Below are 21,667 nucleotides of genomic sequence, written 5' to 3' on the forward strand. Positions count from 1 at the left end.
CTGGGCTCATGCAAGACGCAAACTACACGACCTCACCCAATCCGGCGCGGCCCCGGTTGCGCAAGAAGGCTTGGCGCAAATCCAAGAACTCTATCGCATCGAAAAAGATCTGCGCGGTCAGACCACCGACCAGCGCCGTGCTGCAAGGCAGGACCGCTCAAAACCCATCATCGATGCCTTCAAGCTTTGGCTTGCCCAAAACCGGGCCCGTATCTCGGCCAAATCGCCAACCGGAGAAGCTCTGAAATACATCGCCAAATACTGGGACGGGCTCTGCCTGTTCCTCAGCGACGGCCGCATCGAGTTAGACAACAATACCGTCGAGCGCACCATCCGCCCAATCGCCCTTAATCGGAAAAACGCGCTCTTCGCCGGGCACGATGCTGGCGCTCAAAACTGGGCAATCGTCGCGTCGCTGATCGAAACATGCAAACTCAACGGGATCGAACCCCACGGCTATCTGTCAGGTATCCTGACTGCAATTGCACAGGGCCACAAACAGGCCGACATCAACGAACTGCTTCCCTGGAACTACGCAAAGACCCTGTGACCGGCGCACCGCTTACTTTCGATCCGCCCGGCCGTGCTGATCGTCGGGCGCAGACGGTTGCCCTTCTGCTGGTAGATGTGCATGGCGCGGTTGGCGTACTGGGTGGTGTTCCAGTTGGGTGCATTGGTGGTCACGGTTGATCCTCGATGTCACGGTGTCATGGAAACATCGGAGAGGAGAGGCCGCGAACGCTGGCAGGCCCCGCCAGTATCTCGCCAGGGCAGTCGCTCCAGAGTGCTTGTCGAAATACAGGCGGGGGAGGCCGCCAGCTGCGCAGGTCCGCCCGAATGATGGGCTCAGGTTATGGGGAGAGAGGTGGGGTAAACTCGACTTTCGAAATGTGTCATCAACCCGGTTAATTATAGAAGATCAGTAAATCGCGTTAGCAGTTCCAACACACGCTTCAGCGCAAGTCCCAAGCCAATTTCTGCACCTTTCTTGACGGCCGTGTTGGCACCTTCTTCAGCGGCATTGCCAAGTCTCTTTAATAGGCCTTTTTCAACCAGTGGCGCCTTCAGCATCTGGAGTGCTGTTTCTAGCAGATCGATCAATGCCTTTCGCTGGAACTCCGTAAACGCCGCCTTATCCGGCGGCAGGTTTGTGTTGCTGGCTCGGGAAACAGCTTCGTCCAGTAATTCGGTGAGTTCAGCAATCAATTCGGCATTTTGAGCTCGATCATTTCTAACCCATTCTATGGCAACGACTTGAAGAGCTTTTTCGGGAGGGTCAGACGAGGAAGAGTCCTCTGGTGCCAATGTCTTGCGCGATGTATCAGCTATGCTTCGAATTGTTCCTTCCGCTTCTCGCATCAAAGTCATCAGCCGAGACGCGAGTTGCCTAAGCACGCTAATATTGACGGTGCCATTCAGACGATGGAACTTATACAGATCCGTGCCTGACAGACCGAAACGATTTGAAAACCCCAGTTCATCTAGAAACTGCACTGCTTCCGAAATGCCGTTATAATTATAAACTTCTACGGATTTTCGACGGTCTGCTTGGAGTTTTCTTACATCTTCTTCAAGCTCATCGAGGATCTCATAAATGATATCTATGGCACGGATGCTCGCCCCGTCTTCACTCGCCATCAGCGGAGGATCTCGCAGTTTGCCTTCATGTATTTTGTTGTGGCTATAGAAGCTTTTAGTTCGTCGCTTGTTACATAGTCAGCCGGATCCAAAGGTATGCCGTTTGGGTCCTCCGCAACGACGTCATCGTAGGCATCGCGAGCAGCACTCTCAAAGATACGGCCCAATACGAATTCGGGTGTGGGACCAGCCATTAGTAATACGACTACATATGGTACAACAGCCTTTCGCTCTTCTTTAGTTATTGTACCGGCTAGTGCAGCGTCCATAAATTGCCTACCATTCTGGTAACCGAGTTTGAAAAGCCGATCTTGTGCGGCAGTATCATGCTTTAGCTCCGCATAGATACTGCAAAGCCACGCGGAATACATAATCTTTGCAGCTTCGGCGTCCTTCTCAGCTGCACAAGCAAGAGATGTGCAAGCAACACAAATTGCAGCCACAACCATGATGAGCGTTGAGTACATCCACTACTCTCCCTGCTAGAAGTATTTAACAAGAACGGGGTTCCAAGGAAAACCCAAAAAACTCGCATTGGAAAAACTATTCAGCCCGAGACTGGACCACTGTACCCAATTTGCAAAAGAACCAAAGCAAGCTTCTGCGGGTCGGAGTTGAGCTACTTAAAACCTGTTCGCGTCTCGCAAAAGCAATCAATGGCGACCTAGGCAAACGCACCTCCTATAGCAACCGTCAGGCGAGTACCGTACGAAAAAGGTTGCAAAAACGATCATTAGCTTTCATCGTATACCTACAACAGATCAAAGTCTGAATATACCTACACGCGATCAAATGGAGGACATCAAAAAATGTTTAATTATCTATCCGCCGAGTCTCTTACAAAAGAAGAATTTCAAAAGAAGAAAGTAAATCTAATCGATAGTGATAATTCTATTTTAACTAGCCCAGAAGACATATCTAGAATCGAAAATATTCTTGATCTTTCCGAAGGTTTACTGGAAGGAATGAAATTCTATGTTTCAAAAATGCAATGTGACTGCGGACGGCAGTTGTCTTTTTACGACCTGATATTTACCGCATTGGTTGAGCAGTGGCACGATCCGTCGTTTATCGCACATACGCTAATTGGCTCTAAGTATTTTGTTAACGAGCCAGGTCCATTCAGATGTTCAAGTTGTGGTCGTTCATCACATCGTATCGCAAGAGGAGGGTTTATTGGTCATTATGACCTACCTGCTTATGGGTGTTGTCTGCCCTAAGAGGTATTGAGCAAAAACCAAACGTTCGTGATTACCGTAGCGAAACTCCCGTATCACAATCGTAAAGTATGCATCTGAGGTACAAGTTACCCAAAATGATGCGCATATGCCGCATCATAGCGCCTGCGTAGATCCTCGTCATAACGCTTGTCCCGGTCCGGGTGCTCGCGGTTGCGCGGGTCGATGCGCGGGTCGCTGTCGAGCTTCTTCAGATCGTCCTTGGTGAGCGCGCCCTGCTGGCCGCCCTCGCCGCTGATACGGATGCCGTTCTCCTGCAGCCGCGCCGATAGTCCCTGCAGCAGGAAGTTGCCGGCGGCCGTGTTGGTGAGATCCAGCAGAGTCGCCGACACCTGATCCTTCATGGCGTCCGGAACGCCCTTGAGCTGCTCGCCCAGCCCCTTGGCGAAGGCGAGGCTGTTCGTCAGCGCCTCGCTTGCCGCCCTGCTGTCGAGACCAGCGGCCTCCATGTATGAATTCACCTGTTTTTCGGCGCTGTAGGGTTCGTTCAGCAGCCCGCCCTCGATCGCGCCGCCATAGACCGCCTCGAGGAAGTTCGAAAATCCTTCCTGCGAAATGCCGGCCTCGTGCGCGGCCTTTCGCGCAATACCGAACATCGGATCGTTGTTGACGTCGCCGAAATACGGCTTCGTCCTTTCGGATGGCTCGAAGGTGTAGGCGTCCGGGCTGTCGGGCGCCGCCGGCGTCTGCGCAAGCTTGGTTCTCAAGCCCTCCGCCCTTGTGTGGACTTCCTGATAGCCGCCGAACAGCTTGCCGATCGTCTCGTCGGCCGTCTCGCCCCGGAACTGGTCCGGAAAGCCGTCAGGCACCGTGAAGGCCGGCGCGTTGTTCTCGCCGCCAGCACCTTCGTCCGCGCCACCCTCACCGCCGCCGAGGCCCTCGCCTTCGAAAAATGGTCGGTATCGTTCAAGCAAAGTCCGCATCGTGGTTCCTTTCAGCTGTCTCTGGGTTTGGACTGTTCACCGCGTCCGATGGCGATCTGGCGGGCAATCTCCTGCGCAAGCGCATTCTGGCCTTCGCGGAAACAGCCGAAGGCGGCCATCGCCTGCATGTCGCCGCCGAGATTGACGAACCAGACCGTGCGGCGCAGCGTCGTATCGAACAGCCGGTCGAGGGCCTTCCGCCCCTCCGGGCTTGCCGCAAAATCCGCCCAGGCGCGGGAGATCGCTTTCGCCTCTTCCTCATTGCGCGCCTGCTCGACATCGAGCTTCTTTCTGACCGCTGGATCGGCGATCTGGTTGAACCAATCCCAGCCTCCACGGGCGGCGCTGCTGACGATGGTCTCGAAATCCTGCATCCCGTCTCCCTTCAGGCGGCCGCGCCGGCAGCGCCGGCGGCAAGCGCGAGCGCCTGTTGCTGATCCTGCTGTTTCAGCTTCTCACGCTCCTCGACCGAGACGATGAAGGCCTCGTCGACGCCGAGACGCCGGCCGATGTCGGTCAAGGCCTCCTCGATCTTCGCGACGTAGCGCGCCACGCCCGGCTGGCCGACAGCCCCGGCCATGGAAACGACGATCTCCAGCCACTGCACGATCCGCTGGATCTTCGTTGCCTCGCGGGCAAGCGCGATCGGAGATTTGACACGCACCCGCACGAGGAGTTGGTCGATGTCGATCTCGCTCGAAAGCAGGCCCTTGTTGTAGGCGAGCTCGATCACCCGCTTGACCGCAGGCACGACCACTTCCTTCACCAGCCGGCCATAGGCCCCGAGATGATCGGAAGCGAGCCGCTTGACCCGCTCGAGGATCTCGGTGGCAGACCGCACCGCCGCCCCGTCCGGCGGCAAAGACTGGTCCATCATGGTGCTTTTGACACCCATCTGCATGTCCTTCATCACCATGCTGGAGAGATCCAGCCGGGGATCGGGAAAGCGCGCGACGGAAGGCCCGAGCGCGTTTGAATCGGACGCACCCTGGTTTAGCCGAGAAGACATCAATCATCACAGTATCAATCCGTGCATCTGAAAAAGATGTAATGAAATCGGAAACTACTTCGCATGTGTTTGCGCAGAATGGTGGGATGATCATGTTTCTGGCAGCGTCAGCCAAAGACTCTGTGTAGCAGTTGACATTTTGTAGATCAGGTCGTTACTGCCGCCGCTACAATCACATTTCTTTGCACCAGAATGGAAAAACCAATGTCGGACAGCGAGTCCCCATCGAATCATGCACTCGACCCGTCTCCGTTCTGGTGGGTGGAGCCCTCCGCCACGGACTGGATGGCCTGGATAGCCATTGCGGTCATAGCGCTCGCTATCTATCTTGTAATTGTTCTCTACGCGAAATTTGATCATTGGGCCGAGAACAAATCCAAAGGTACACCGCTTGCCAGGACGATTCCGACGATGCTGGCTGTTGCGCTGCTGTATGAAATTTTCCCGCTGGATCATTTCCATATTCTGCTGCCCGTGAGCGCCATTCTGGTTGCGTTGATGGCCGATTTTATGCATGCGCAATCGATGAGAAATGCAATCAAGCAGAATACTGATTCCGTCGCAGAGCCTCATGCCAATGATGTCGAAACATCGCCCGCAGCAGGGGGCGTGACGGATGCTTGAACTCCTTTTCACCTCGTTTCCCGCTGTCATTAGGTATTACCAATTGCGTCGTCGAGGAGAGGCGATGACGGTGTCAAACATGAAGACAGCCGTTTTTCTGTGGCTGCTGATGGCATTCTTTCTGTTCCTCGCAATTTTTTACTATCACCCGAAATCATATACCGGAATCGTGCCGTTTCGCACCGTGTCCGTTGTTGCCCAGACGGGCGGCCCCGTCACTCGCATTCACGTAGGAAACGAGCAGCGGGTTAAGGCCGGCGATCTTCTTTTTGAAATTGAAGATTCCGCGCAGCAGGCCGCGCTCAAACAGGCGACGGCTGAATTTGAAAACATTGACGCCCAAGAAGCTAAAGCAAAAAGTGCAGTAGAGGTCGCACAAGCGAATGTCGAAGCGGCCAACGCCCAGATAAAGCAGCTCACCGTGGACCTTGCTAGTGCCGAGGAATTGCTTCGCAAGAAAGTCGGCACGGCAGATGCGGCGAGAAAATTGAGCACGGCACTGGACACTGCCAAATTTTCACTGGACGCCGCGCAGGCACAAGTGAAGCAGGCGCAGACCGAGTTGACTGACGTGTTGCCTGCTGCTCGCAAATCGGCGGAAGCAGCCGTTGAGGCGGCAAAGGTTCAGTTAGAAAGGACACGGGTAGAGGCCTTTTCAGACGGTACGGTGACCCAGATGCTACTCAGTGTCGGCAGTCCTGCCTCCCAGTTTGTGCGTAATCCGGCAATGATAATTATTCCAGATCGGGTCGCGGAAGAGCCGACCAGAGTCGTCGCCGGGTTTTCCCAAGTCGCCTATGACGTCCTGCACGAGGGAATGCCGGCTGAAATTGCCTGCGACAGCAATTCCAATATTGCCATGAAGAACTCCGTCATCCCGGCCAGGATCTACGCAATACAACCGGCCGTCGCCGCGGGTCAGGTAACGCCGGAGGCGGGACTGGTCGAAATCGGAACCCGGATTGAACGTGGGTCTGTGCTGACGATTTTCGAGATTGAGCATGCGGAACACCGCGACATGCTGCTTGACGGCACAGGCTGCATTGTCCAGACCTACACCAACAACATGCATGGTGCCTTCGGCCACATCATCGCAGCAACTGGCGCCATCAAGGCCTTCCTTCTGCGCACTAAGATCTGGGGTGTGCTGGTTGTCGGCGTTGGACTGGGCGGTGGCGAACATTGACTCTGGCGTTCACAATACCCTGCAACGAACATTGCCGAGGGCTTCTCAAGGGAAATTAGTAGATGCGCACGCAATAAATGTCCGCATCATCATGGACTTTGAGCTTGCTACGCGTGTGGCGCAGCACGCCACCCGACAAGTCGTCGTTCAGTGTTTGGAATCGCGGGGAATCGCTTTAATCCCCGAGAATGGAGGTGGCGCAGGGGTGAGGCTTGAGAGCCGGAGCGAGTGGTGGAGCGCACGCCTCTTTTGGGCTGGCTATTCAAGTTACCCAAACGACCTTTTGAAGCGCGATCATCCGGCACTTGCTGAGTGATCAACTCAGACCAATAGCTGGTAAGCTCGCATCACATATACGCACTCGCTGGCCTGCTTGTCGCAGGCCAGCGTAGTCTAGTTTCTATTCCTGTAGCACAACTTCACTCGGCCGCCAGCTTTTGTCGAAGAATGGCGGAAGTGGGCTATAAAGGCGCAAGATAATGATCTGGATCATTCTGAGTTACGTTTTCATATTCATCGTTGCGATTCGTATATTGTTGCGATCCAATCGCACGCCCGCCTCACGGCTCGCCTGGCTCACAGTGATTTTCGCTCTACCGGGCGTCGGTAACATTATCTATTTGCTTTTCGGTGAGACCAATATTGGCGCGAAGCGCACCAAACGCGTCCGACAAATCATGGAGAGCTTGCCTCAACTGCATCGCATCGAAGGCATGAAAATGGCGATCTCATCTGCCACCCTCAGTTCCCAGATGGAGCCGCTGGTGAGCGTAGGTCGATCCATTTCCGGTTATGACGCCGTCGGGGGCAACCGGGCCGAACTCATGGCCGACTCCGACGCGACGATCGAACGAATGGTAGCCGATATCGATGTGGCACAACGGCATGTGCACCTGATGTTCTACATCTGGCTGCCGGACAACAACGGTCTCAAAATGGTCGATGCGTTGAAGCGCGCCGCACGCCGCGGCGTGACAGTTCGCGCAATGGTTGACGATCTCGGTTCTCGCACGCTTATCCGCAGTTCGCACTGGCAGGACATGGAATCGGCTGGAATCAAGCTCGGACGCGCCCTGAAAATCGGCCATCTGATTCTGAGGATCATTGGCGGCCGGATCGATCTGCGAAACCACCGCAAGATTCTGGTCATCGACAATTCAGTGACATTTTGCGGAAGCCAGAATTGCGCCGATCCTGCTTTTTTGCCGAAAGCGAAATATGCGCCATGGGTTGACGCTGTGATGCGTTTCGAAGGGCCTGTTGCGCGGGCGAACCAGCACGTGTTCGCGACCGACTGGATGTCCAGCACCGATGAGGACATCACGGATGTTCTGCTTGAACCCATGAATGACGCCGGAACCGGATTTCCGGCTCAGGTCATCGCGACGGGTCCAACCATGCGATCCTCCGCCATGCCTGAAATGTTCGCCTCCTGCATGTATGCGGCCAGAAAACGCCTTGTCATTTCCACTCCGTACTATGTCCCGAATGAAACGGTTCAAAGCGCCCTCGCCTCGGCGGCGTTGAGAGGCGTGGATACAACGATCATTGTGCCCCGTCACAATGACGATTTCGCTGTCGGCGCCACCGCAAGAAGCTACTACAGGGATTTGCTGGCTTCCGGGGTTCGGATATTCGAATATAAACCAGGACTGCTGCACACGAAATCAATGACCATTGATGATGACGTCACGCTAATAGGTTCAGCGAACATGGATAGACGAAGCTTTGACCTGAACTATGAGAACAACATATTGCTGCAAGACGAAGCGCTCACAGCCGACATGCGCGCGCGCCAGATGGAGTATGTGGCTGATAGCGTTGAAGTAACACTTGCCGAGGTGCAGTCCTGGCCCTGGCGCCGACAGCTCTGGTATAATGCGGTTGCAGTCACCAGCCCGATTCTTTGAAAGGGCTTGGGCGCCTTCGCCAAAAGCCCTTATGCCGAACAGCGCGCGTTCCCGGGAAAAACCGGATTAATTTCAGCCAACATAGTCCTCAAAAACTGCCTATTATGTATAACCCGGCGGCGCCGAACTCCATGCATTCCCGCTCAAGGCTTCCTGATAGCCAAGTTCATACAGCGTGTTCATGTAGTTGAGATCGAACGGCTCGGTCGATTTCACATTCAAGTCAGCATTCGACGGGATGTTGCGCTGGTTGCGGGTCTTCTTCACGGCCCTGGATGTGCCGGCAAGCCAGAAGACGGCGGTCTTGTTGTTTTCGATCAGGCCTGCCGTGCTGATCGTCGGGCGCAGACGGTTGCCCTTCTGCTGGTAGATGTGCATGGCGCGGTTGGCGTACTGGGTGGTGTTCCAGTTGGGTGCATTGATGGTCACGGTTGATCCTCGATGTCACGGTGTCAGGGAAACATCGGAAAGGAGAGGCCGCGAGAAGCTGGCAGGCCCCGCCGGTATTCCGGGCGATTGCTTGTCGAAATACAGGCGGGGGAGGCCGCCAGTTGCGCAGGTCTGCTGGATTGATAAGCTTAGGTTATGGGAATGGAGGTGGGGTCAACCTGGAAGAGATTTCTGCTCAAATTGACAAAATACCAACTGGTTGGTATTGATATCCTATGTCACGCCCAACGAAACTCACACCGGAACGCGGTGATGCCAGGACCAGGCTCCTTGAAGTAGCCCGCGATATCTTGAGGACCAAGGGGTTCGCCGCCACAACTGTCGATGCACTCTGCGATGCGGCCGGGGTGACGAAAGGGGCGTTTTTTCATCACTTCAAGTCAAAGGACGATCTCGGCGTTGCCGTGGCGGATTTCTGGACCGAGACAACGAGCACCTTCTTCGAGGGGGCGCCCTATCACACGCCAGGCGATCCGCTCGAACGCGTCTTGGCCTATATCGCCTTCCGTCGCGCGATCATTACCGACAACATACCGGATTTCACCTGCCTGGTTGGCACCCTGGCACAAGAAGTTCATTCAACAGCGCCGGAGATACGCGATGCGGCCGGCGCCAGCATTTTTGGTCATGCCGAAACGCTCGAGGCCGATATCGCCGCAGCCATCCTTGCGCGTGGTATCGAGCCGGACGGATGGACACCAGCGTCACTTGCCCGCCATTTTCAAACTGTTATTCAGGGCGGTTTCATTCTTGCCAAAGCAGGCAACGACCCAGACCTTGCCCGCGAGGCTCTGGATCATCTCGATCGCTATGTCCGCTGTCTGTTCGGCGTCCATGCGGTCGCCCAATCAGGAGTTTCACAATGACTGACCGACCGGGAGACGGCGGGCCGTGCGCAAGCCGCTATGATGATGGGCATGAAGAAAATCGACATCGTCGCCATGCGCACCGCGTTTGACGGTTTAATCGCATGACCGAGATTGCCTGCGCTTGTGGCGCTGTGGCGCTTTCACTCGTCGGCCAGCCGATATTGGCCGCCGAATGCCACTGCACTTCTTGCCGCAGGGCCGCTGCCCGTCTGAGTGCTGCAATCACCGAGCAGAATGGAGGCACCCGCTTCGTGATTCAACGCAAGGACCAGGCAACGATGCGAAGAGGCGCAGAACATCTCGCTTCCTTCCGACTGGAACCGCAAGCTCACACGCAACGGATCGTGGCCACATGCTGCAACAGCCCTATGTGGCTGGAGTTCAAGGGCGGCCACTGGATCAGCATTTATGCCGTCCGGTGGCCCGATGGCACCGCACCCGCGCCGACGCTCCGCACGATGACCCGCGATGCCCCCGATCCCCTACCTGACGATCTGCCCAATGCGCGCACGCAGTCTGCGGGTTTCATGGCGCGGCTATTCTGGGCTTGGGTGCGCATGGGATTCCGCAATCCGCCTGTTGCAGATGTAAGGAGAACGCTGGATGCGTGACGACAAGATTGAAGTTGAGAATCCGAGTACACCGGGCCGCACCCAACGGCTCGACCGTGCAAAATACGAGGCGATGCGGAAAGCGCTTTTGCCCGTTTTGCCGGAGGCGCCGCCCGGCATCAAAGTCGCAGAGGTCAAAGCGGCATTGCTGCCTCATCTGGACCAGAACCTATTTCCGGGGGGTGCGAAGGCGGGCTGGTGGCTGAAGGCTGTGCAGCTTGACCTCGAAGCGAAAGGCATAATCACCCGCGCAGCTGGAAGCCCGGTACGTCTCTACCGGACGTGACTTAAGCGTCGGAATTGTGGTCCGCGCAGCGAACACCGGCCCGACCTTCTGATACCCTTGCAAATGCAACAGTGATCGCGCCTTCGACCATAGGCAGCCATGTCCGCATAGCAATACTATAGGGTCCATCTTGAAGGCTCACCCGAAATGATGCGCATAGGCCGCATCATACCGCCGTCGCAGATCCTCGTCGTAGCGCTTGTCCCGATCCAGATGCTCGCGATTGCGCGGGTCGCCGACCAACCTACGTATTCTGGAAGGCAACTATTATCTGATAAATCTCGGCGATGGCCAGGACAGTAAATCCTATGTTGGGCGTGACAAAGGTTTGATCCGGTTTTCTCCCGATTCTTGCAGCTAGCCAACCGCTTGAGACTGCAACCACAGGCGCCACTATCGTAACGAAAAAAACATTGAACAACGCTGTTTCGATCGGATCATCGCGTAAATAGGAATGAATGGCGAACAACAATCCCAAGGTTGGCGCCATTACATAAGTGACTTTTGGATTTTTTATGATCTCAAACATTCGTGGCCCTCAAGACAGGCAAACCTATTTCGGAAGAGATAAATCGCATTCGATCGGCGTAAGAAACTTTCATATCGATTGCCATCGTGCAACCAATTGAAGAAATGCGGAACGATCAACGGGGCTTACCTACCCAAAATGATGCGCATAGGCCGCGTCGTACCGCCTCCGTAAATCCTCGTCGTAGCGCTGGTCCCGGTCCGGATGCTCGCGGTTGCGCGGGTCAATACGCGGGTCGCTGTCGAGCCTCTTCAGATCGTCCTTTGTCAACGCTCCCTGCTGGCCGCCTTCGCCGCTGATGCGGATGCCGTTCTCCTGCAGCCGCGCGGATAGCCCCTGCAGCAGGAAGTTGCCGGCGGCCGTGTTGGTGAGATCCAGCAGCGTCGCCGCCACCTGATCCTTCATCGCGTCCGGAACGCCCTTGAGCTGCTCGCCCATGCCCTTCGCGAACGCAAGGCTGTTGGTCAGCGCCTCGCTCGCGGCTTTGCTGTCGAGACCCGCCGCCTCCATGTAGGAGCGCCCCATGTTCACGGTCTGTTTCGATGCACTATGTGCTAACTATTTGATTTTATTGGTGGGTGAGCAGGGACTCGAACCCTGGACCCGCTGATTAAGAGTCAGCTGCTCTACCATCTGAGCTACACACCCGTCATCCGACGCCGGATTGAGCGCCGCATATAAACGGCTTCGGTCGAACTGTCCAGCGTCCAACGCCAGAAAATCTGGCGTTGTGCGTTGTGCTATACGCCGAGCAGCACGCCTTCGGCGGCCTTGACCGCATTGCCGCCGATGCGACCCTGGGTGATCTTGCCCTCGTCCACCTCCAGATGCAGGTGGATTTTCGAGGGGCGGCCCATCTCCACGCCCTGCTCGATCTGCAGCGCGTGATGACCGTCGAGCAACTCGTCGAACTGATGAACCGTCCCGGAGAAAGCGGCGGCGGCGGAGCCTGTCGCCGGATCTTCGGCGATGCCGACATGCGGCGCGAACATTCGGGCATGGAAATGCGCCTCATGATCGATCCCTCCGCGGCAATAGACGAAGGCGTCGGCGAGTTGGCCGCCGGCGAGCGGCGCGAGCTTCTCCCACTGGATCGCGTTGCATTCGACGCTCGCGGCGACGGACAGATCACGCACCGGCGTCATGACGAAAGGAACGCCCGCGTCCCACACGGAAATGCGGTGGTTTTCGAAGCCGATATCCTGCGGCTTTAGACCCAAGGCAATCGCCACCGCCTCCCGGTCGGGTTCGGCGCGAACCGGCTCGGACAATCTCGGCAGATCGAATTCGGCAAAGCTGCATCCGTTCTTTTCAAGCCGCGTGACGCAGCGCACGGGCCCGACCTTTTCCTCGAACACGGCCATCACGTCGAGATCGGCCCCTTCCCCGCCCGTCTGGCGTTCGGCAAGCGCAATCGCCGCGCCGACGGTGGGATGGCCTGCGAAGGGAAGCTCGCGCGCCGGGGTGAAGATGCGCAGCTTCGCCGAATGCGCCGATTGTTCCGCAGGCAGGACGAAGACGGTCTCCGAAAGGTTGAATTCCGCCGCGACCTTCTGCATCGCCTCGTCCGAAAGCCCCTCGCCGTCAAAGACGACGGCAAGCGGATTCCCGGTCAAAACCCTGTCGGTGAACACATCGTAGATTGCATAGTCTCTCGCCATTGTCCGTCGCCACCCCTGCACGTGTTGGAGACCTTGTGGCATAGCCGAATTGCCAGGGGCGCACAAGGAAGCGGACCGCGCCAATCAGGCCATATCCAGCCTTATGACGACCGGACAGTGATCAGACGCCTTCGGCCGGTCCCACCCGGTGCGCGGATAGCGCTCGACCTCCTGGTCAGGCGGAAAGATCGTTCGGTGCGGCTGGCCGGCGCGTACGATCTCCGGAACCTGCTGGGCGTTGCGCGCGGCGAGCGACGACGACAGCAGGATATAGTCGAGCTGGCACAGATGCCGCTCTTGCGGTCCGCGCGTGTGATAAAGCGTCCAGCGGTCCATCTCCGGCAAACGCTCGACGATGTTTTCCGCAAAGCAGTCTGCTGTCAGCACATCCAGCGCGCTGGTCTCTTCCTTGACCGGCGTGAAGCTGTAGCCGTCAACGCCATCGCCGCCGATCACGACGCGTTCGCCATAGTCGTTGAAATCGCCACAGATCGCCCAGCGTTTCGAGGCGGCGCGCTGTGCGCCGAAGCGTTGTTCGATGATATGGCGGATGGCGAGCGCCTCAGCCCGGCGCACCGGCATGCTGGCCGTGCGGCCGTCGAGCCCGGCGCGCGGCGAACCCATCGATTTCAGATGAACGACGTACAGCGTCAGCGGCCGCCCGCCAACCGTCACGTCGATCTCCAGACAATCGCGCCGGAAGACGAAGTCGTCCTCGACATTGGTCTCGGCGATTTCCGGCGTGAACAAGCCAAGCTCGCCATAGGTCAGATGCGCGTGGCTCTGCATGTTGCGAAATTCAATCTTCTGCCCGTCGCGGGTCTCCTCGCGCATCATCACGGCGACGTCGATGCCGCGTGAATCATTGCCTTCGACCATGTATTTGTTGAGATAGCCGCGGCCGACCATCTTGTAGAGATAGCCGTATTCGAAGGCCTGCAGCGCGGCCATGTTGTCGACCTCCTGCAGGCAGAGGATGTCGGCCCGAGTCTCGGCGATCGCGAGCGCGCTGAGCTGCCGCTTGTCGTCGGCGATGGAGATCGCGCGCGCCTGTTCGAGCGCCCGATAGTCTTCCTTGGAATCAATGTCGAACATCCGCAACACCCGGTCCTGACGCAACTCGTTGCGAAAGCCGGAGAAATCGAACCGGTTCATCAGGTTTTCGATGTTGAAGGTGGCGAGGCGGAGCGACATGCGAAGCGAGCCGATTGTTTGCTGGGAGCTATTTCTTAAACGCTCGGCGCGTTCGGGGAAACCTCGGACATAAAAAAGCCGCGGGGCGCCAACCCCGCGGCTTTCAAATATGCGCTTGAGCGCGGATCAGTTGCGGGTCTTGTCGACCAGCGCGTTGGACTTGATCCACGGCATCATGCCGCGCAGCTTTTCGCCGACTTCCTCGATCTGGTGCGCGTCGTTGACGCGGCGAATGCCCTTGAAGCGGGCGGCGCCGGCGCGGTATTCCTGCATCCATTCCGAGGTGAACTTGCCGGTCTGGATGTCGTTCAGGACCCGCTTCATCTCCGCCTTGGTTTCCTCGGTGATGATGCGCGGACCGGAGACGTATTCGCCCCACTCGGCCGTGTTGGAGATCGAGTAGTTCATGTTGGCGATTCCGCCTTCATAGATCAGGTCGACGATCAGCTTGACTTCGTGCAGACACTCGAAATAGGCCATTTCCGGGGCGTAGCCGGCTTCCACCAGCGTTTCGAAACCGGCGCGGATGAGCTCCACCAGACCGCCGCAGAGCACGACCTGCTCGCCGAAGAGGTCGGTCTCGCATTCTTCGCGGAAATTGGTCTCGATGATGCCGGAGCGACCGCCGCCGACGCCGCAGGCGTAGGACAGGCCGAGATCGTGGGCGTTGCCCGACGGATCCTGGTGAACGGCGATCAGGCACGGCACGCCGCCGCCCTTCTGGTACTCGCCGCGCACCGTGTGGCCGGGGCCCTTCGGCGCAATCATCAGCACATCGACGGATTCCTTCGGCTCGATGAGGCCGAAATGAACGTTGAGGCCGTGCGCGAATGCGATAGCCGCGCCGTCGCGAATGTTCGGCGCGATATGCTCCCTGTAGATATCGGCCTGCAGTTCGTCGGGCGTCGCCATCATCATCAGGTCGGCCCAGGCGGCTGCGTCGGCGACGGACTTGACTTCGAAGCCGTCAGCTTCCGCCTTCTTGGCGGTGGCGGAGCCTTCGCGCAGCGCGATGACGATATTGGGCGCGCCCGAATCCTTGAGGTTGAGCGCATGGGCGCGGCCCTGGCTTCCGTAGCCGATGATCGCGACCTTCTTCGATTTGATGAGATTGAGATCGGCGTCCCGATCGTAATAGACACGCATGGCAGTTTCCTTTCCTTCGATCAGTGTTGATTGTGGTTTTTGCCGGAAGGCTTCCCTTCCGGATCAGCGGTTCCGTAGAGACGGAAGAACTGTGCAATGGCGCGCTGCGCCTGACCGTGAAAATCGCGATCCGCCCCGGCGGGCTCGTCGCCGAGCAGCATGCGCACATGCAGGTCGCCGACGACGAGGCCGTAGAGCGCGCGATAGGCGCGGTCGATATCGGTGAATTCGAGGTGACCCATGTCGAGGCCGGAGCGCAGAAGCGCGCTCGCCCGCTGGCGGATGGCGTCGCGCCCGCGCTTCAGCACAAGCCCGCCAAGCCGGGAATCGTCGCGGCTTGCCTGGCCGATCGCCAGCCGGTTGAGCGCCAGCGACACGTCACCGGAAAGCACCGTCAGCAGGTCGCTTGCGAACCCCTCCAGCCGCTGCCGGAAATCGGCGCCGTCGGCGGGCGTGTCGCTGCTGGTGCGGACCCGCACCTTTGCGGCCTGCCAGGAAACCATCGCGGCCAGCAGATCGTCACGATCGCCGAACCACTTGTAAAGGCTTTCCTTGGAGCAGTTGGCGGCGCGCGCAATCGCCGCCGTCGTCAGCGCCCTGTCGCCGCCTTCGACGAGCAGCCGCAGCGCCTCTTCCAGCACGGCGCTCTGGCGCGGTGTATAGTCCGGCGCGTCGGAAACACGATCCTGTACGAGAGCGTCTGACAAGCGGAGTCTCTTGCGGTTCGAGTCACTCAATAGAGTACCGTACGGTACGGTTCCGTGGACATAAATGCCAGTGCATTTCCAGTCAAGTGGGATCTGGCAGTCTATCAGACAAAAATTATGCAGTTTTTTACCTGCCTGTCTTGATATGCAGGCAAAAACCTGCATATAATGCCGAAATGGAGAAACGGATGGATGACGACAAGGTGTTCAAGGCTCTGGGAGATCCGACGCGACGCACGCTGCTTGACCAGTTGCGTCGTCAGAACGGCCAGACGCTCGGCGAGCTCTGCGGCGTTCTCAGCATGACGCGCCAGTCCGTCACCCAGCATCTCGGGCTTCTGGAAGACGCGAATCTGATCAGCACCCGGAAGCGGGGGCGCGAAAAGCTGCATTTCATCAATCCGGTGCCGCTGCACGACGTGTACGAGCGATGGGTTCGGAAATTCGAAGAGGCGCGGCTTGGCCTTCTTCACGACATCAAGAGTCAACTCGAAAGGGAAAACGCCATGACTGAAAAATCGAAATTTCTCTATGTGACCTACATCCGCACGACGCCAGAAAAAGTCTTCGAGGCGATCACGAAGCCGGGCCTCGCGCGTCAGTATTGGGGACACGAAAACGTTTCCGACTGGAAGCCCGGCTCGAAATGGGAGCATGTGCGCGCCAATGACGAAAGAACCGTGGAGCTTGTCGGCGAAGTGGTTGAATCCGATCCGCCGCGCCGGCTCGTCATCACCTGGGCTGCGGTCTCGAAGGCCGACGATCCAGAGGAGTACAGTCGCGTCACCTTCGACATCGAGGAAAGCGGCGCGATGGTCAAGCTGACGGTGACGCATGACCAGCTCCAGCCCGGCAGCGGCATGGAAGCAGGGATCAGCAAGGGCTGGCCGCTGGTGCTTTCCAGCATGAAATCGTTTCTCGAAACCGGAACCGGCATGGAGCTGTAATCAAGCGAAAGGAAAATACCATGACGACGATTTTTGAAGGTGGATGCGCCTGCGGAGCCATCCGCTATGTGGCCAAGGGCGAACCCGTCGCCCAGAGCCATTGCCAGTGCCGCCACTGCCAGATGCGCAGCGGCGGCGGCCATGGCTCCTATCTGGTATTCGCAGGCGACGACGCTGTGACTGTCACGGGCAAGCCGAAGACCTGGCGCATCGCCGGCGACAGCGGCAATGAAAAAATACACGCATTCTGCCCGGATTGCGGCGCGCCAGTCTGCCTCACCTTCGCAGCGATGCCCGGCGTCACCGCGATCCATGCGGGTAGTCTGGATGAGCCGGCGCGTTTTCGCCCGACAGCGGTTACATACACCGCGTCCGGACCGGGATGGGATACACTCGACTCCTCGCTCGCCGCCTTCGCGGGAATGCCGCCCGGTTGACGCCGGGCAAACCAGCGACCGGGTCCGCTCGACATCGTTATTACAAATCCCGCAACAGCAAACCGATACCGACCACATGTCTGTCTCTAGGCTGATGATGCTTTCTTGTAGACTTCATGTTGCGCTTCGAAGGCACGCCTGTAGGCAGGCCTATGTGTCGCGCGCGTTATGTAATCAGTAAGCACAGGATAGCTTTCAAGAATTCCCGAACCTTCAAGCCTGCGTATCGCGTGGACCATTAAAATATCGGCTGCGCTGAACGAACTGACGAGCCAATCTGACGTTCCAATTGCGGCTTCGAGTTGGTCAAGTCTTGTTCTGATGCGTCCATCCACCGTCTCAAATCGCTCGCTCTGCCAGCTTTTCCCGGCCTCGAAATATTTAACATTATCGCGCTCGATGATGGGTATCTCGACGGTGTTCAGGGCTGCGAACATCCAACTGATTGCTTTCGCCCGTTCAGTTATGTCGGTCGGTAGCAAGCCGCGGTGACTTTCCGAGATATGAAGAACGATGGCGCCGGATTCAAAAATGGCGAGATCGCCCTCCTGATAGGTCGGAATTTGGCCAAATGGCTGTATTGCAAGGTGCGCTGGCTCCTTCATCTCCTTGAAGCTAACGAGCCTGACATCATAAGGCTGACCGGTTTCCTCCATTGCCCAGCGAATCCGTATGTCTCTGGCCAACCCTGCGCCTTTGTCGGGCGAATTCTTGAATGCTGTTATTGTCGGCATCTCGTTCCTCCAGTCCGATAAATTCTCGATCTGTCAGTAGATGTTTTTGCAGTTTGCCAACGACCTTGCAAAGCACAGAATCATACTCACTGCTTTCCTGAGTTCACCTAATGCCCGAAAACTCTCCCACCATCCGGCCCCTTGCCCGGCATCCCCTTCCCGGCCGTCAGTAAAACACCTACCCGAATCTACGCTGTCAGGCGCTGCTGGCGCTTGAAGGCGGCGTTGACTTCCGGCTCGGCCAGATATTGAAGCGCGTCCGTCAACAGACGTTCCAAGGCACCCCGACGCCGGGAAATTGGACGGCTGGCGTTCTGGCACGGTCGGCGCTATAAGCCGCGCGTGTTCGTTCCAATCAATGGAGGTTGTCATGTCAAAGCGCATACCATTCGAAGACCGCCCCTCCTTTCGAGGTCATGTCCAAGCGGCGTAGGTCCTTCCCGTCCGAAACGCGGGTCAAGACTGGCGACCGCATGGTGCATGGGCGATGTCGAACTTCAGGAAAAACTCGGTCGCAACGACCCCTGCCCCTGCGGCTCGGGCAAGCGCTACAAGCGCTGCTGCCTGAAGAGCGGTAGATATGACGGCAGAGGCCGGGATCACTACTTTCAGGGAGCGCCGTTAGGCCGGCGCTCATCATTCCGCCGGCGGCCGGATCATGGAGGCGGCGAACAGGAGGCAAGGCCATGAGTGAGACGCAACCGGACATCGACAAGCTTCTTGCGCAGGAGCAATGGAACGCGGAGCGCAGGCTGCTGCGGGAAATTCTGCTCGATTGCGGCCTTGAGGAAAACGTCAAATGGGGCAAGCTCTGCTATGCCTTCGACGGCGGGAACGTCGCCATCATCTTTGCCCTGAAGGATTATTGCGCCGTCGGCTTTTTCAAGGGATCGCTCCTTGAGGATGACGAAAACGTCCTCGTCAGTCCGGGCGAACATTCACAAGCCATGCGCCAGTTGAGGTTCACCGGTGAAAGCGAGATTGCGGACGGCAAAGGCCGTCTCGTCAAATACATCCGAAGGGCGATCGACGTCGAACGACAGGGCCTGAAAGTAGAGTTTTCCGAAAAGGATCAACTCGAATTGCCTGACGAACTGACCGAGATTTTGAGTGAAGATCCCGAATTCTCACGCGCCTTCGACGCCCTGACTCCAGGCCGTCGCCGCGGCTATGTCATCCATTTTGCGAGCGCGAAACAATCACAGACCCGCACTGCGCGCATTCATAAAAGCAGAGACAAGATTCTGGCCGGCAAGGGCGTCACCGAACGTTAGAGGAGAGAAATTCTTTACTGTTCGCGCATAAAGTATACCTGTTGCAAAAGCGCAACGGGCCAGAGAATCCGTGCGCCCTGCCTCAATGTAAACTCAACATTGACACATTTTGCATAAAAAACAGGCTCAGGCGCAGATGATAAATAACCTGCGAGTAACCGAAGAGGATGAGTAAGTGAGAGTACTTCTAGCAACAACAGCCATAGCGCTGATTACGACAGCTTCCTATGCAGCGGACCTGGTCGAGACGACTCCGATGGCGCCGCCGGTAGTTATCGTCGAAGAATCCAATCCGTTCGATGGATTCTATCTTGGTATCCATGGCGGTTACGGCTGGCAGTCGGGATCCTATTCTGGAGACGGCTGGCTGCTTGGCGGCCAGGGCGGTTACAACTGGGTCTCCCCTTCCGGCTTCCTGCTCGGCGCTGAAATCAGCGGTTCCTGGGTCGATGTCGGCGGTTCGCAGTCGAATGTGAACGGTCTGGGCATTGCACAGGGCAAGCTCGGTTGGGCAAACGACACGGTTGCGCTTTACGGCACGGCCGGCGGCGCGATTGCAAGCCTGAAGTCGAGCGGTTTCGCTCCGGGCTTCGACGACACGCCAGGCGGCTGGACAGTCGGCGCCGGCATCGACTTCATGGTCGTCGAAGACTGGTCGCTCGGCGCGAGCTACAACTACATCGATTTCGGATCGGACAATTCTGGCGGTTCCGACATCAATGTTCTGAAGCTCAACCTGAACTACAATTTCTGATCCCTGCGGACAGAATGAAGAAAAGGGCGCCCTCGCGGCGCCCTTTTTTGTTTGTGGATGGCGTTATTGAACCTTGTAGCCAACCGCCATCAATGCAAAGACATCCGCGATAGCGCCCTCGGGACTTACCTGGATGACACACGACAGATCTGGCGCAGTGACTTTGCGCGAACCCGTCGCGACAGACGCGGAGATTCACGTCTCCTATTTTCCGCCCGTCGAGTTCGTACGCATGTACGGGGGCGACTGCGAATCCATTCAACGGCCAGAACTCGCGGCATCGCACCGATGGGTAGAGTGGCTGAAGCAACAACCATATGCAAAAATCATTGAAGCCGATGGCGCCGCCGTCGGCCATCTGCGACTGCACACCCTATCGCATTCAGATCACAATGCGCGACTGGCTATCGGCATGTTCGCGACGGATTTTGTGGGAAGGGGCATCGGGCGCAAGGCTATCATGCTCGCGCTCGACCATGCTTTCGGCGTGATGCGTCTACACCGGATCGACCTTCGCGTTCTTGCCTATAATGAGCGGGCCATCCGATGCTATCGCGCCTGCGGTTTCCGCCATGAAGGCACGGGGCGGGAGGCTGCCTTCGTCGACGGAAAATGGCATGACGACTGGATCATGGGCGTCCTCGCTCAGGAGCACGAATTACACCGTTCGGAACAGATCTGAAACCGCGATAGCTGCGGTTCAGGCTTTATGCCCGCAGGCCCGCAGAAAACGACGGACGGCGCCGGCCATGCCGTGCTCCAAGGCGTCCGCCGTCAGGCCGTGGCCGATCGAAACTTCCCGGATCTGCGGTATGCGCGCGAGCAGCGGCGGCAGATTGTCGACCGTGAGGTCGTGACCGGCGTTCAGATCCATTCCCTCGGACAGCGCTGCTTCCGCGGTTCTGGCCAGCCGCTCGATCACTTCCGCCCTTCGGCCAGGAGCGTCGTGGCAGCCGCCATAGGGCCCGGTGTAAAGCTCCAGGCGGTCCGTCCCGGTCTGCTTTGCAAAGCCGACGGCGCGAGCGTCGCAATCAGGGTCCGCGAATAGCGACACCCGAACGCCGCCGCGCTTCAGCCGGTCGACGGCGTCCGCCAGAAATTCCGCGTGTTTTTCGAAATCCCAGCCGTGATCCGAAGTCGCCTGCGCCGGATCGTCGGGCACCAGCGTCGCCTGTTCGGGCTCGGCGGCCTCAACCAGCGCCAAGAAGTCCTCGCTCGGATAGCCCTCAATATTGAACTCTGCGCCGGGAAACTCGTCGTCAATGAGCGCGCGGAGTTCGGGAACGTCGCTTCTGCGAATATGGCGTTCGTCGGGTCGCGGATGCACGGTCAGCCCATGTGCGCCGGCGGCGAGCGCGATGCGCCCGAGACCTGTGACGCTCGGCCAGGGTAGGTCGCGGCGATTGCGCAGCATCGCCACCGCGTTGAGATTGACCGACAGTTTTGTCGCGTGCCCATCCGTCATGAAAGACCTGTCCTGCGATGTTGTAGCCCGCCTTCACTACATTCTGCCGGAGCGGGCTTCAAGGCAGGAATGTTG

General features: G+C 57.7%; 28 protein-coding genes, 1 tRNA gene and 2 pseudogenes. 15 read left to right on the top strand and 16 right to left on the bottom strand.

Going from position 1 to position 21,667, the window contains the following annotated elements:
* On the top strand, window positions 1–550 hold a 550-nt coding region (gene tnpC / locus AAFN47_RS12550; protein WP_499809580.1), incomplete at its 5' end, for an IS66 family transposase.
* Here tnpC and AAFN47_RS12555 read toward each other — a convergent pair.
* The 3 genes from AAFN47_RS12555 to AAFN47_RS12565 all read right to left on the bottom strand — a co-directional run bounded on the left by AAFN47_RS12555 (window position 532) and on the right by AAFN47_RS12565 (window position 2,105).
* The gene (locus AAFN47_RS12555) at window positions 532–684 is read right to left on the bottom strand and encodes a hypothetical protein (protein WP_499809581.1); all 153 of its coding nucleotides are present in this window, start codon (window positions 682–684) and stop codon (window positions 532–534) included. The genes tnpC and AAFN47_RS12555 overlap by 19 nt on opposite strands.
* A gap of 225 nt (window positions 685–909) precedes the next feature.
* Window positions 910–1,638 carry a hypothetical protein gene (locus AAFN47_RS12560; protein WP_499809582.1) on the bottom strand — a complete coding sequence of 243 codons (729 nt, stop codon included), beginning with the start codon at window positions 1,636–1,638 and terminating at the stop codon, window positions 910–912.
* Window positions 1,638–2,105 carry a hypothetical protein gene (locus AAFN47_RS12565; RefSeq protein ID WP_499809583.1) on the bottom strand — a complete coding sequence of 156 codons (468 nt, stop codon included), beginning with the start codon at window positions 2,103–2,105 and terminating at the stop codon, window positions 1,638–1,640. The genes AAFN47_RS12560 and AAFN47_RS12565 overlap by 1 nt, the downstream gene beginning before the upstream one ends.
* Before the next feature lie 342 nt (window positions 2,106–2,447).
* Here AAFN47_RS12565 and AAFN47_RS12570 point away from each other — a divergent pair, with 342 nt between their 5' ends.
* Window positions 2,448–2,858, top strand: a complete 411-nt coding sequence (locus tag AAFN47_RS12570; RefSeq protein ID WP_499809584.1) for a DUF8243 domain-containing protein — start codon at window positions 2,448–2,450, stop codon at window positions 2,856–2,858.
* Between the two features lie 86 nt (window positions 2,859–2,944).
* Here the strand turns inward: AAFN47_RS12570 and AAFN47_RS12575 are convergent, their stop codons facing one another.
* The 3 genes from AAFN47_RS12575 to AAFN47_RS12585 are packed head-to-tail and all read right to left on the bottom strand — an operon-like array spanning window position 2,945 to window position 4,808.
* Entirely contained in the window at window positions 2,945–3,799 is an 855-nt protein-coding gene (locus AAFN47_RS12575; protein WP_499809585.1) for a hypothetical protein, read from the bottom strand.
* An 11-nt stretch (window positions 3,800–3,810) separates the two neighbouring features.
* Window positions 3,811–4,173: a hypothetical protein gene (locus tag AAFN47_RS12580; RefSeq protein ID WP_499809586.1), complete on the bottom strand. Its 363-nt coding sequence runs from the start codon at window positions 4,171–4,173 to the stop codon at window positions 3,811–3,813.
* 11 nt (window positions 4,174–4,184) lie between these two features.
* Window positions 4,185–4,808, bottom strand: coding sequence for a portal protein (locus AAFN47_RS12585; protein WP_499809587.1), 624 nt, complete (start codon window positions 4,806–4,808; stop codon window positions 4,185–4,187).
* A 204-nt stretch (window positions 4,809–5,012) separates the two neighbouring features.
* Between AAFN47_RS12585 and AAFN47_RS12590 the strand changes: the two genes are divergently transcribed.
* From AAFN47_RS12590 to cls, 3 genes are all read left to right on the top strand, one after another.
* A complete protein-coding gene (locus AAFN47_RS12590) occupies window positions 5,013–5,432 on the top strand; it encodes a hypothetical protein (protein ID WP_499809588.1) in 420 nt (139 codons plus the stop codon).
* Window positions 5,425–6,618 carry an HlyD family secretion protein gene (locus tag AAFN47_RS12595; protein WP_499809589.1) on the top strand — a complete coding sequence of 398 codons (1,194 nt, stop codon included), beginning with the start codon at window positions 5,425–5,427 and terminating at the stop codon, window positions 6,616–6,618. Before AAFN47_RS12590 ends, AAFN47_RS12595 begins: the two co-directional genes overlap by 8 nt.
* 479 nt (window positions 6,619–7,097) lie before the next feature.
* Window positions 7,098–8,528: a cardiolipin synthase gene (gene cls / locus AAFN47_RS12600; protein ID WP_499809590.1), complete on the top strand. Its 1,431-nt coding sequence runs from the start codon at window positions 7,098–7,100 to the stop codon at window positions 8,526–8,528.
* A gap of 102 nt (window positions 8,529–8,630) precedes the next feature.
* Here the strand turns inward: cls and AAFN47_RS12605 are convergent, their stop codons facing one another.
* Window positions 8,631–8,957: a hypothetical protein gene (locus AAFN47_RS12605; RefSeq protein ID WP_499809591.1), complete on the bottom strand. Its 327-nt coding sequence runs from the start codon at window positions 8,955–8,957 to the stop codon at window positions 8,631–8,633.
* Between the two features lie 236 nt (window positions 8,958–9,193).
* On the opposite strand from AAFN47_RS12605, the gene AAFN47_RS12610 reads away from it, so the two are divergent.
* The 3 genes from AAFN47_RS12610 (at window position 9,194) to AAFN47_RS12620 (ending at window position 10,744) form a co-directional block, all read left to right on the top strand.
* Complete coding sequence (locus tag AAFN47_RS12610) at window positions 9,194–9,844, top strand: TetR/AcrR family transcriptional regulator (protein ID WP_499809592.1); 651 nt, start codon at window positions 9,194–9,196, stop codon at window positions 9,842–9,844.
* A 104-nt stretch (window positions 9,845–9,948) separates the two neighbouring features.
* Window positions 9,949–10,458, top strand: a complete 510-nt coding sequence (locus AAFN47_RS12615; protein ID WP_499809593.1) for a GFA family protein — start codon at window positions 9,949–9,951, stop codon at window positions 10,456–10,458.
* Window positions 10,451–10,744, top strand: coding sequence for a DUF6958 family protein (locus AAFN47_RS12620; protein ID WP_499809594.1), 294 nt, complete (start codon window positions 10,451–10,453; stop codon window positions 10,742–10,744). Before AAFN47_RS12615 ends, AAFN47_RS12620 begins: the two co-directional genes overlap by 8 nt.
* Before the next feature lie 244 nt (window positions 10,745–10,988).
* Here AAFN47_RS12620 and AAFN47_RS12625 read toward each other — a convergent pair whose 3' ends face one another.
* The 7 genes from AAFN47_RS12625 to AAFN47_RS12655 form a co-directional block, all read right to left on the bottom strand.
* Window positions 10,989–11,273, bottom strand: coding sequence for a hypothetical protein (locus AAFN47_RS12625; RefSeq protein WP_499809595.1), 285 nt, complete (start codon window positions 11,271–11,273; stop codon window positions 10,989–10,991).
* A 129-nt stretch (window positions 11,274–11,402) separates the two neighbouring features.
* Window positions 11,403–11,804: a hypothetical protein gene (locus AAFN47_RS12630; RefSeq protein ID WP_499809596.1), complete on the bottom strand. Its 402-nt coding sequence runs from the start codon at window positions 11,802–11,804 to the stop codon at window positions 11,403–11,405.
* Between the two features lie 41 nt (window positions 11,805–11,845).
* Window positions 11,846–11,921, bottom strand: a tRNA-Lys gene (locus tag AAFN47_RS12635).
* Between the two features lie 92 nt (window positions 11,922–12,013).
* Window positions 12,014–12,934 (bottom strand): PhzF family phenazine biosynthesis protein, encoded by a 921-nt coding sequence (locus AAFN47_RS12640; RefSeq protein WP_499809597.1) that lies wholly within the window; start codon window positions 12,932–12,934, stop codon window positions 12,014–12,016.
* Window positions 12,935–13,018: 84 nt separating this feature from the next.
* Entirely contained in the window at window positions 13,019–14,128 is a 1,110-nt protein-coding gene (locus AAFN47_RS12645) for an endonuclease/exonuclease/phosphatase family protein (RefSeq protein ID WP_499809598.1), read from the bottom strand.
* A 126-nt stretch (window positions 14,129–14,254) separates the two neighbouring features.
* The gene (gene ilvC, locus AAFN47_RS12650; protein ID WP_499809599.1) at window positions 14,255–15,274 is read right to left on the bottom strand and encodes a ketol-acid reductoisomerase; all 1,020 of its coding nucleotides are present in this window, start codon (window positions 15,272–15,274) and stop codon (window positions 14,255–14,257) included.
* A gap of 20 nt (window positions 15,275–15,294) precedes the next feature.
* Complete coding sequence (locus tag AAFN47_RS12655) at window positions 15,295–15,981, bottom strand: TetR/AcrR family transcriptional regulator (RefSeq protein ID WP_499809600.1); 687 nt, start codon at window positions 15,979–15,981, stop codon at window positions 15,295–15,297.
* Window positions 15,982–16,169: 188 nt separating this feature from the next.
* On the opposite strand from AAFN47_RS12655, the pseudogene AAFN47_RS12660 reads away from it, so the two are divergent.
* From AAFN47_RS12660 to AAFN47_RS12670, 3 genes and pseudogenes are all read left to right on the top strand, one after another.
* A pseudogene (locus AAFN47_RS12660) lies at window positions 16,170–16,481 on the top strand (ArsR/SmtB family transcription factor); the annotation flags it as partial.
* Between the two features lie 60 nt (window positions 16,482–16,541).
* Window positions 16,542–16,928 (top strand): annotated as a pseudogene (locus tag AAFN47_RS12665) (SRPBCC family protein); the annotation flags it as partial.
* A gap of 20 nt (window positions 16,929–16,948) precedes the next feature.
* Window positions 16,949–17,365: a GFA family protein gene (locus tag AAFN47_RS12670; protein ID WP_499809601.1), complete on the top strand. Its 417-nt coding sequence runs from the start codon at window positions 16,949–16,951 to the stop codon at window positions 17,363–17,365.
* An 86-nt stretch (window positions 17,366–17,451) separates the two neighbouring features.
* Here AAFN47_RS12670 and AAFN47_RS12675 read toward each other — a convergent pair whose 3' ends face one another.
* The gene (locus AAFN47_RS12675) at window positions 17,452–18,099 is read right to left on the bottom strand and encodes a glutathione S-transferase family protein (protein WP_499809602.1); all 648 of its coding nucleotides are present in this window, start codon (window positions 18,097–18,099) and stop codon (window positions 17,452–17,454) included.
* A gap of 480 nt (window positions 18,100–18,579) precedes the next feature.
* Between AAFN47_RS12675 and AAFN47_RS12680 the strand changes: the two genes are divergently transcribed.
* The 4 genes from AAFN47_RS12680 to AAFN47_RS12695 all read left to right on the top strand — a co-directional run bounded on the left by AAFN47_RS12680 (window position 18,580) and on the right by AAFN47_RS12695 (window position 20,809).
* The gene (locus AAFN47_RS12680; RefSeq protein WP_499809603.1) at window positions 18,580–18,789 is read left to right on the top strand and encodes an SEC-C metal-binding domain-containing protein; all 210 of its coding nucleotides are present in this window, start codon (window positions 18,580–18,582) and stop codon (window positions 18,787–18,789) included.
* Entirely contained in the window at window positions 18,786–19,373 is a 588-nt protein-coding gene (locus AAFN47_RS12685; RefSeq protein WP_499809604.1) for a YdeI/OmpD-associated family protein, read from the top strand. The genes AAFN47_RS12680 and AAFN47_RS12685 overlap by 4 nt, the downstream gene beginning before the upstream one ends.
* Before the next feature lie 175 nt (window positions 19,374–19,548).
* Window positions 19,549–20,127 carry an outer membrane protein gene (locus tag AAFN47_RS12690; RefSeq protein WP_499809605.1) on the top strand — a complete coding sequence of 193 codons (579 nt, stop codon included), beginning with the start codon at window positions 19,549–19,551 and terminating at the stop codon, window positions 20,125–20,127.
* A gap of 133 nt (window positions 20,128–20,260) precedes the next feature.
* Complete coding sequence (locus AAFN47_RS12695; protein ID WP_499809606.1) at window positions 20,261–20,809, top strand: GNAT family N-acetyltransferase; 549 nt, start codon at window positions 20,261–20,263, stop codon at window positions 20,807–20,809.
* A gap of 18 nt (window positions 20,810–20,827) precedes the next feature.
* Here the strand turns inward: AAFN47_RS12695 and AAFN47_RS12700 are convergent, their stop codons facing one another.
* Entirely contained in the window at window positions 20,828–21,592 is a 765-nt protein-coding gene (locus tag AAFN47_RS12700) for a pyridoxine 5'-phosphate synthase (RefSeq protein WP_499809607.1), read from the bottom strand.
* Between the last annotated feature and the right edge of the window lie 75 nt (window positions 21,593–21,667).

It is taken from the genome of Hoeflea sp. CAU 1731, assembly GCF_039888615.1.
GTDB lineage: Bacteria > Pseudomonadota > Alphaproteobacteria > Rhizobiales > Rhizobiaceae > Flavimaribacter.